This is a genomic window from Loktanella fryxellensis, assembly GCF_900110065.1.
In the GTDB taxonomy this organism is placed as follows: Bacteria; Pseudomonadota; Alphaproteobacteria; order Rhodobacterales; family Rhodobacteraceae; genus Loktanella; species Loktanella fryxellensis.
The window spans coordinates 39,682-48,543 of sequence record NZ_FOCI01000023.1 but is presented as its reverse complement, the minus strand read 5'-3'; the positions used below and the strand labels follow the sequence as shown (position 1 = coordinate 48,543).

Here is an 8,862-nt window from a genome sequence, read left to right as displayed (position 1 = left end):
GAATAAAGCCCCTCCCGCCGCAGAATGGCTGAAACCGTGCCTGTATCAGCAGCATGGTCCGTCTCATCCAGAATGCGTAGTTTGTATTTTGCAGTGAACGTGCGCCGCTTCGGGGTCGTCGTCAGCTCGGCCGTAGGGACACGCGGCGCAGCTACGACGCGAGCGGGTGGGATCGTAGGCGAAATCTCAGATCCGGTATCCTGTGGAGGCGGCATCTGTGAAGGCATTACCATGGGTTCGGTCTCCTTCGCCCTCAAGTCTAAACTTTAGCCAGTCAAATGTCTCACTCTTATTGGCACGGAGGGCTGCGCTGAGCCTTACGGATCTGCGGGGGGGGGGCGAGGTCAGGCCGCACCCTGATCGAACCGCACGATGCAGCGGAACTCAATGCCTCAACGCGGGCAGCGTCTGTGCATGAGCGCGTCGGCTTTATGCCAAGATGCCTTGGGACGCTGACCTTCTGACGAATACCCGGTTCTGTTGCCAGTCTGGCGGCGCAGTCAGTCGCGCACCTGTTCGAGGTTGGATGTCAGCATTGCCGTGCCCTTGCGCTGTTCATGTCAGATAGGTGCGCGTCTGCAGCGCGGTCAGGCTGCCGGGGCGGCCCAGCAAAAAGCCCTGGCCATGGCTGACGCCCAGGTCGCGCAGGCAGCGCGCCTCTTGCGCGTGTTCGATGCCTTCGGCGACGACGGTCGCGCCGATGGCCTGCGCGAAGTGCACCAGACCTGCCGCAAGCGCCTGACTGGCCGGGTCCAGATGGATGCTGCGCACCAGCGTGCGGTCGATCTTGATGATGTCTGGCTTGATCTGCAGGACCGTGCTGAGGCTGGCATAGCTGGCCGAGAGGTCGTCCACGGCGACACGCGCACCCAACTGACGCAGCCGCTTGATGCGGTCGCGCAGGGTGGACGGGTTCTGCACCCCGGCGTGGTCGGTCAGCTCGAACACCACGCGGTCGCTGAACGGCCCGTCGATCAGCGCTGGCAGATCGTCGGATGCGAGCATGTCGAGCGAGACGTTGATCGACAGCGTCAGCGCGCGGGGCAGGTCCGGCAAGACCTCCATCGCCTTGGCCACGACGCTGCGTTCCAGCGCCCGACCCAGTCCCACGCCGTGCGCATCGGCGAACCAGCGGTCCGGGCTGCGGTAGGGGGTGGGGCGGAACCGGCACAGCGCCTCTGCCCCGGTCACGGTGCCGGAGGCCAGTGCTGCGATGGGTTGCAGCAACAGCTGGAAATCGCGGTCGGCGATCACGTCGTCGATCCGTTGCCGTAGCGACCGCCCCATCGGATCGGCCGTGGGATCGCGCCCGGCGACCCGGCCCACCAGCCCCGCAAAGGACAGCACGACCGCATGGTCCTGACCCGCCAGCATCGGGCGGGCGGTATCCGACAGGCAGCAGAACAGCGCCGCAGCGCCGGACCCATGCAACCGCAGCGGGACCGCGATGGCGGCCCTGAATGCCACGGGGCAGGCCGCGGCCAGCGCCATCGCCTGCGGGTCGTGGGCCGTGTCGGGCATGACCTGTGGCACGATGTCGTCGCGCACCGCCTGCCAGTAGCTGCCCGGGGCCGGGCAGCGGTGGCCGGTAGGCGGCGCCGTGTCCGCAATGTGGGACGAGACGTGGTCGAGGACGACATCGGCACCGTCGAACCGAATCAGGACCGCCAGCGGCATGTCGAGCAATTGCCGCACGGCCGTCAGGGCACCGTCGATCAGCGTGACGTCAGGGTGCGCGAGGATCGCCGCGGGCGGGGGGGCATGGTGTATCATGCCGACCATGTGGCACGAGCTTCGTTAAGACGCGGTGAAGGGTCGCGGCGCGCGCACCGGATCCATCTGCGGTCCGCCGCCCAGCAGCCATTCGGCGCCCGCCAGCACCAGGCAGGCCGCGATCACGCCCAGCACCAGCCAGACCCGGCGCGCGGACGGCGGGTTGCGCGCCCAGCGGCTGGCGCGCAGCAGCCAGAGCGGGTTCATGCGGCGTTGACCGGCTTGTCGGTGAACCGGACCTGACCGATGAACGGCAGGTTGCGGTTCCGCTGGGCGAAATCGATGCCGTAGCCCACGACGAAGGCATCGGGAATCTCGAACCCGATCCAGTCGGCCTTGAAATCAACCTCGCGCCGCGCGGGCTTGTCCAGCAAGGCGATGGTCTTCAACCGGGCCGGATGGCGCGAGCGGAGATAGTCCGTCACCTGGCTCAGGGTGTGGCCGGTGTCGATGATGTCCTCGACGATCAGCACGTCGCGCCCCTCGATCGTGCCGCGCAGGTCCTTGAGGATGCGCACCTCGCGGCTGCTGACCATGCCGTCCCCATAGCTCGACGCCTCGATGAAATCGACCTCGACCGGCAGGTCGAGTTCGCGCACCAGGTCCGCGATGAACACGAAGGACCCGCGCAGCAGGCCCACCACCACCAGCTTGTCGGTACCATCAAAGGCCGCGTGGATCTCGCGGGCCAGCGCCTCGATCCGCGCGGCGATGGATTTGGCGCTGATCATCTGGTCGATCACATAGGGGCGTGACATGTTATCCTGCCTGGCAAGGGTTGATTTTCCTCCCCTTCCTACGACATGGAGGGCAGAGTTCACACCGCGAAAGTCATCCATGCCCGTCCACGACGAAACCCGCGTCCTGCCCTATAGTGCCGACCAGATGTACGCCCTCGTCGCCGATGTGGAGAGTTATCCCAAGTTCCTGCCGTGGACGGCCGCAGCGCGTCTGCGGTCCGAAAGCGATGCCGGCGATCACACGGTGCTGCTGGCGGACCTCGTGGTGTCGTTCAAGGTGTTCCGCGAGACCTTCGGCAGTCGCGTGACCCTGTGGCCCGGCAAAAAGCAGATCGACACGGAATACATCGACGGTCCGTTCAAGCACCTGAACAGCCGCTGGACGTTCGAGGATGCGGCCGAGGGATGCAAGGTCCACTTCCACGTGGATTTCGAATTCCGCAACAGGTTGCTGCAAGGTGCTGCGGGCATGTTCTTCAATCAGGCGATGCAGACCATCGTGAAGGCGTTCGAAAAGCGGGCGGCGACGCTTTACGGCACGGCACGCGCCTGACGCGTGACGGCGGCCATCAGCAGCGTCAGCGCGTGATCCACCGTCGCCGTGCGGACGGCGCTGCGACCCAGCGGGCCAAAGTCCACGGTCTCCGTGTGGGTGTCCGTCGCGGTGGCTATGCCGAAACACACGCGGCCTTCGGGCTTGTGCTCCGACCCGCCGGGGCCCGCGATGCCCGTGACCGACAAGGCGATCTGCGCGCCTGACCGGGCGAGCGCTCCGTTTGCCATTTCGGCGGCGACCTGTTCGGACACAGCGCCGTGCGCGTCGAGCGTGGCCTGCGACACCCCGATCATCCGCACCTTGGCCGCGTTGGAATAGGTGACGAAGCCCGCCTCGAAAATGGCGGAGCTGCCTGCGACCGCGGTGATCGCGCCTGCGATGAGCCCGCCGGTGCAGCTTTCGGCCAGTGCGATGCGGATACCACGGCTGCTGGCGGCATCGAGCAAGGCCTCTGCGGTCATCGCAGGATAACCGGCAGGTGCGCGATGGCGGCCAGCAGCACGACGCCCACCGCAGCCATCAGGCCCGCGATCACGTCGTCCAGCATCAAGCCGCCCGCATCGTGGCGGCGGTCGGCCCAGCCTACGGGACCCCATTTCGTCACGTCGAACAGCCGGAACAGCAGAAACGCCGCGACCCAGCCCGGCCACAGCGCGGTATAGGCGGCCCCGACATGCGCGGCCCCGATGGCGATGGGCCACAGGGCAATCCACTGGCCCACGACCTCGTCCACCACGATCTCGGACGGATCCTCTGTGCCACTGGCACGTGTCTCGGCCTTGACCGCCCACCATCCCAAGGCCAGCAGCGCGAGCGTCGCCGCGATCAGCAGGGCAGGGCCACCAAGGATCATCAGCCCCAACCCCAGTGGCAGGGCCGCCAGCGACCCCCACGTGCCGGGCGCAGGCCGCAGGTGGCCGACATAGAAGAACGTCGCGATGAGCCGTGTCATGATGCCACCAACGTTGCGGTCGCGAGGGCGGCGATGCCCTCTTCGCGCCCCGTGAAGCCGAGGCGTTCGGAGGTGGTCGCCTTGACGCTGATGCGGTCGGCCGCCACGCCCATGATGTCGGACAGGGCGGCGCGCATGGCCGCCTGGTGCGGGCCGACCTTGGGGTGTTCGCAGACCAGCGTGCAGTCGACGTTGGCGATCCGGAACCCCATCTGCGTCGCCAGATCCACCGCGTGGCGCAGGAAGATGCGGCTCTCCGCGCCCTTCCACTGCGGGTCCGACGGAGGGAAGTGGACGCCGATGTCGCCCTGCGCCAGCGCGCCATAGACCGCGTCGGTAATCGCATGCATGCCGACGTCCGCGTCTGAATGCCCGTTAAGACCGCGCGGATGCGGCACAGCGACACCGCACAGCATCACGTGGTCGCCGGGGCCAAAGCGGTGCACGTCGTATCCGTTGCCAAGCCTGACATCCATGGTGTGATCCTTTCCCTGCGCCGCCAGCAGGCGTTCCGCCCGCGTGAAATCGCCGGCGGTCGTGATCTTGAGGTTATCGTCATCGCCTGCGACGATGGCAACGTCCAGCCCTGCGGCACGGGCGACCGCCACGTCGTCGGTGGCGGGTGCCGGATGCGCCAGATGCGCCGCGCGGATGGCCGCCGTGAGGAACCCCTGCGGCGTCTGTGCGCGCCACAGCCCGGTGCGGTCCGCCACACCGGTGACGTGGTCGTCGCCGCGCCACAGGGCATCGTTGACGGGCAGTGCGGGTGCGGCCCCCGGTGCCGTGTCGAGGGCGGCGATCACCCGGTCGATCACGGCGACACTGACCAGCGGGCGGGCGGCGTCGTGGATCAGCACGCGGTCGGCCTCAACCTGCGCCAGCCCCGCAAGGACCGACGCCTGCCGCGTGTCGCCACCTGTCACCACCCGGATGCCGGGATCGGTCCAGCGGTGCAGATCGTCCGCGTGCAGCACCAGCACGATGGCGTCGATGGCCGGATGATCCGCGAAGGCCGCGATGCTGCGGGCCAGCACGGACTGGCCGGCCAGATCGCGCCACTGCTTCGGCTCTCCACCCCCCGCGCGCAGGCCGCGACCGGCGGCGACGATAAGTGCGGCGGTACGGGTCATAGGAGCGGTCCTTTACGCAGGGGTGGTGGTATCTGACTAGCGACCCGCCAATCGCTGCGCAATCCGCTGGCTGCTGCCTGTTAATTAGGCATCGGGCGCGGATTCCGGCCCGGCGCGGACACGCCGCGTTGTCAGGACGGCCACTTCGGGATACGCCAAGGGATGACGCACAGCCTTTAGGCAAAAGATGAATTTGACGGCAACCTCATGGGTCCTCCCGACGCCGCCTGTGGCGCTGGCCCCGCTGGCGGGCATCACGGACCTGCCGTTCCGGCAGTTGGTCGCGCGCTTTGGCGCAGGCTGGGTGGTGTCCGAAATGGTCGCCTCGCAGGACATGGTGCAGGCGAAGCCCTCGGTCCGCGACCGGGCCGAGCTAGGCTTCGACCAGCGGGCGACGGCGGTGCAAGTGGCGGGACGCGACGCGCACTGGATGGCCGAGGCGGCGCGCATGGTCGCAGACAACGGCGCAGCCGTCATCGACATCAACATGGGCTGCCCAGCCAAGAAGGTGACGGGCGGGCTGTCCGGGTCGGCGTTGCTGCGCACGCCGGACCATGCCCTGCGCCTGATCGAGGCTGTGGTGAACGCCGTCGATGTGCCTGTGACGCTCAAGACGCGGTTGGGCTGGGACGACACCTGCCTGAACGCCGCCGACGTGGCGCGCCGCGCCGAAGGTGCGGGCATCGCGCTGGTCACGATCCACGGGCGCACCCGCTGCCAGTTCTACAAGGGGTCCGCCGACTGGGCCGCGATCCGCGCCGTGCGCGATGCGGTGACGATCCCGGTGATCGCCAACGGCGACATCGTGGATGCTGCCACGGCCCGCAGCGCTCTGGCGCAATCGGGCGCCGCTGGCGTGATGATCGGGCGCGGCGCGCAGGGCCGTCCGTGGCTGCTGGCGCAGGTCTGCGCCGACCTCTACGGCACGCCCGCGCCGCAGGTGCCTGTGGGTCACGCCTTTTCCAGCATGGTTGCAACGCATTACGAGGCGATGCTCGCGTTTTACGGCAAGACGCTTGGCGCCCGCGTCGCGCGCAAGCATCTGGGCTGGTACATGGACACCGCTACCGCACCGACCACGCTGCGGCAGGCCGTGCTGACCGCCACCGATCCCGCCTATGTGCTGGCCCTGCTGCCGGACGCACTCGCAGGATTCGCACCCGATCTGAGGACCGCCGCATGATCGCCGACGAAGCCCTGTGGTCGTCCTTGCCGGTGCCTGCGCTGCTGCTGGATGCCGACGACGTGATCCTGCAATCCAATCCTGCTGCGGAAAGCTTCTTGAACCTGTCCGCTCGGTCGCTGGTGGGCGAGGTGGTCTGGGAGAAGGTGCTGATCGACGCGCCGCTCGAGGTTGCGTTCGAACGGGCGCGGGCCAAGCGTACGTCGCTTTTCATCAACGACGTCGATGTCGGGTCCGGCATGCGCGCGCCGCAACACTGCAACATCCAGTTCGCCCCCCTGCAGGGTCGCGACCGGGTGACGATCATGATGATCAGCCCGCAGCAGATCGTCAGCCGCCTGAACCAGAACGCCATGTCGGGCAAGGCCGCCCGGTCCGCCATCGGCATGGCCGAAATGCTGGCCCACGAGATCAAGAACCCGCTGGCAGGCATCACCGGGGCGGCGCAGCTTTTGTCCATGGGGCTGGAGCCGCAGGATCAGGAGCTGACGGACCTGATCGTGGTCGAATCGCGCCGCATCGTGAAGCTGCTGGAGCAGGTCGAACAATTCGGCAACCTGCGCCCGCCGCTACGCCGCTCGATCAACCTGCACGACACGCTCGACCGCGCGCGGCAATCCGCGAGCGTGGGCTTCGGTGCGCACATGATGTTTCTGACCGATTACGATCCTTCTCTGCCGCGCGCGATGGCCGACGCCGACCAGTTGCAGCAGGTGTTCCTCAACCTGCTCAAGAACGCGGCAGAGGCGGGCGGGCCGGGCGGCACGATCCGCCTGCGCACCTTCTATGACGCGAGCCTGCGGGTGTTGCAGGGCGATGGCACGCACGCCCGGCTGCCGCTGCAGATCGAGGTGATCGACGATGGCCCCGGTCTGCCGCCCGACATCGCCGCCGACGTGTTCGAGCCCTTCGTGTCCGGGCGCGAGAACGGGACGGGCCTCGGCCTCGCCCTTGTCAGCAAGCTGATGCACGACGGCGGCGGCTGGATCACCGTGGATTCAGTCCCCGGACGCACCGTATTCCGCCTGTCACTGCCGCAGGCCGACCCCAATGACGACGGAGAAGACTGATGGATGGAACGGTTCTGGTTGCCGATGACGACCGCACGATCCGCACGGTGCTGACGCAGGCCCTGACGCGGGCGGGCTGCAAGGTCCACGCGACGTCCAGCCTTGTCACGCTGATGCGCTGGGTGGACGAGGGCAAGGGCGATCTGGTGATCTCGGACGTCATCATGCCGGACGGCAACGGGCTGGAACAGCTGCCCCTGATCGCCAAGGCGCGGCCCGGTCTGCCGGTGATCGTGATTTCCGCGCAGAACACGATCATGACGGCCATCCAGGCGGCCGAGGCCGATGCCTATGACTATCTTCCAAAACCCTTCGACCTGCCGGATCTGATGAAACGCGCCGCCCGCGCGCTGGAGGTCAAGCGCCACGCCGGCGCCACACCCCGGACCCCGGCCGAGCGGTCAGAGGCCAGTTCGGACCTGCCGCTGGTGGGCCGGACGCCCGCGATGCAGACGCTGTACCGGCTTGTGGCACGGGTGATGAACACCGCGCTGCCGGTGCTGGTCACCGGCGAAAGCGGGACCGGCAAGTCCCTGATCGCGCGGGCGGTGCACGACTTTTCCGACCGCCGGTCGCTGCCTTTCGTCACGGCCTCTGCCGCGGATCTGGGCCATGTGGACGGGGCAGGCGCGATCCTGTCGCGGGCCAAGGGCGGGACCATCCTGTTCGACGAGGTGGGCGATCTGGACGCCACCGCACAGGCGCGCATCGTGCGGTTGCTGGATACGCTGGGCGACAACGCGCCCCGCATCATGGCGACCAGTCAGGGCAACCTCGGGGTTCTGATGGAACAGGACCAGTTCCGTGACGATCTGTTCTATCGCCTCTCTGGCGTCACCATCGCCGTGCCCGCCCTGCGCGAGCGTGTGGACGACATCCCGTTGCTGACCGAACATTTCCTGCAAGCGGCAGAGCGTGACGGCGGCGTCCTCCGGCGCATGTCGCCGGGTGCGATGGACATGGTGCGCGCCTACAGTTGGCCGGGCAACGTGCGGCAGCTGGAAAACACCGTGCGGCGGCTCGTGTTCACCGCCGGCAGCGACGAAATCACCCGTGCCGAGGTGGATGGCGTTCTTGGCAACCAGCCCGCGATGGAACCCCTGCGCGGCGGCGGCGAGGGCGACAAGCTGTCGGTGTCCGTGGCGCGTCACCTGCAACGCTACTTCGATCTGCACGGCGGTGCGCTGCCGCCGCCGGGCCTGTACAACCGCATCCTGCGCGAGGTGGAGGCGCCCCTGATCGAGATCGCGCTGGACGCCACCGGCGGCAATCAGGCGAAATGCGCCGATCTGCTGGGAATCAACCGCAACACCCTCAGAAAGAAGATCACCGACCTCGATATCCGCGTGACACGCCGCCGCAAGTTGATGTAAAAGGGCAACATAAACGTGGCCCCACGGATACGTTCCCGCGGCAGGACCACATAATAACGGCGGTAACGGCGGGGTCACACCCGCC

General features: G+C 67.6%; 10 protein-coding genes and 1 pseudogene. 4 read left to right on the top strand and 7 right to left on the bottom strand.

Annotation, left to right across the window (positions count from 1 at the left end; genetic code table 11):
* From BMX16_RS18035 to hpt, 4 genes and pseudogenes are all read right to left on the bottom strand, one after another.
* A pseudogene (locus BMX16_RS18035) lies at positions 1-233 on the bottom strand (IS3 family transposase); the annotation flags it as partial.
* Between the two features lie 322 nt (positions 234-555).
* Positions 556-1,773 (bottom strand): EAL domain-containing protein, encoded by a 1,218-nt coding sequence (locus tag BMX16_RS14365; protein ID WP_177174682.1) that lies wholly within the window; start codon positions 1,771-1,773, stop codon positions 556-558.
* A 24-nt stretch (positions 1,774-1,797) separates the two neighbouring features.
* A complete protein-coding gene (locus BMX16_RS14360; protein ID WP_089905022.1) occupies positions 1,798-1,980 on the bottom strand; it encodes a hypothetical protein in 183 nt (60 codons plus the stop codon).
* Positions 1,977-2,531 (bottom strand): hypoxanthine phosphoribosyltransferase, encoded by a 555-nt coding sequence (gene hpt, locus BMX16_RS14355; protein WP_089905021.1) that lies wholly within the window; start codon positions 2,529-2,531, stop codon positions 1,977-1,979. Before hpt ends, BMX16_RS14360 begins: the two co-directional genes overlap by 4 nt.
* 79 nt (positions 2,532-2,610) lie before the next feature.
* Here hpt and BMX16_RS14350 point away from each other — a divergent pair, with 79 nt between their 5' ends.
* Positions 2,611-3,066 (top strand): type II toxin-antitoxin system RatA family toxin, encoded by a 456-nt coding sequence (locus tag BMX16_RS14350; RefSeq protein WP_089905019.1) that lies wholly within the window; start codon positions 2,611-2,613, stop codon positions 3,064-3,066.
* On the opposite strand, the gene BMX16_RS14345 is transcribed toward BMX16_RS14350, so the two are convergent.
* From BMX16_RS14345 to BMX16_RS14335, 3 genes are read right to left on the bottom strand one after another with little or no spacing between them, the layout of a single operon-like run.
* Positions 3,045-3,530: a CinA family protein gene (locus tag BMX16_RS14345; RefSeq protein ID WP_089905018.1), complete on the bottom strand. Its 486-nt coding sequence runs from the start codon at positions 3,528-3,530 to the stop codon at positions 3,045-3,047. The two genes, BMX16_RS14350 and BMX16_RS14345, sit on opposite strands and share 22 nt — an antisense overlap.
* Complete coding sequence (locus tag BMX16_RS14340) at positions 3,527-4,021, bottom strand: phosphatidylglycerophosphatase A family protein (protein WP_089905017.1); 495 nt, start codon at positions 4,019-4,021, stop codon at positions 3,527-3,529. Before BMX16_RS14340 ends, BMX16_RS14345 begins: the two co-directional genes overlap by 4 nt.
* Positions 4,018-5,151, bottom strand: a complete 1,134-nt coding sequence (locus BMX16_RS14335; protein ID WP_089905016.1) for a bifunctional 2-C-methyl-D-erythritol 4-phosphate cytidylyltransferase/2-C-methyl-D-erythritol 2,4-cyclodiphosphate synthase — start codon at positions 5,149-5,151, stop codon at positions 4,018-4,020. Before BMX16_RS14335 ends, BMX16_RS14340 begins: the two co-directional genes overlap by 4 nt.
* A gap of 187 nt (positions 5,152-5,338) precedes the next feature.
* Here BMX16_RS14335 and dusB point away from each other — a divergent pair, with 187 nt between their 5' ends.
* Genes dusB through BMX16_RS14320 form a run of 3 tightly spaced genes read left to right on the top strand, consistent with a single transcriptional unit; the run spans position 5,339 to position 8,777 of the window.
* Positions 5,339-6,334, top strand: coding sequence for a tRNA dihydrouridine synthase DusB (gene dusB, locus BMX16_RS14330; RefSeq protein WP_089905014.1), 996 nt, complete (start codon positions 5,339-5,341; stop codon positions 6,332-6,334).
* Entirely contained in the window at positions 6,331-7,404 is a 1,074-nt protein-coding gene (locus tag BMX16_RS14325) for a two-component system sensor histidine kinase NtrB (RefSeq protein ID WP_089905012.1), read from the top strand. Before dusB ends, BMX16_RS14325 begins: the two co-directional genes overlap by 4 nt.
* Positions 7,404-8,777, top strand: a complete 1,374-nt coding sequence (locus tag BMX16_RS14320) for a response regulator (protein ID WP_089905011.1) — start codon at positions 7,404-7,406, stop codon at positions 8,775-8,777. Before BMX16_RS14325 ends, BMX16_RS14320 begins: the two co-directional genes overlap by 1 nt.
* Positions 8,778-8,862 lie beyond the last annotated feature (85 nt).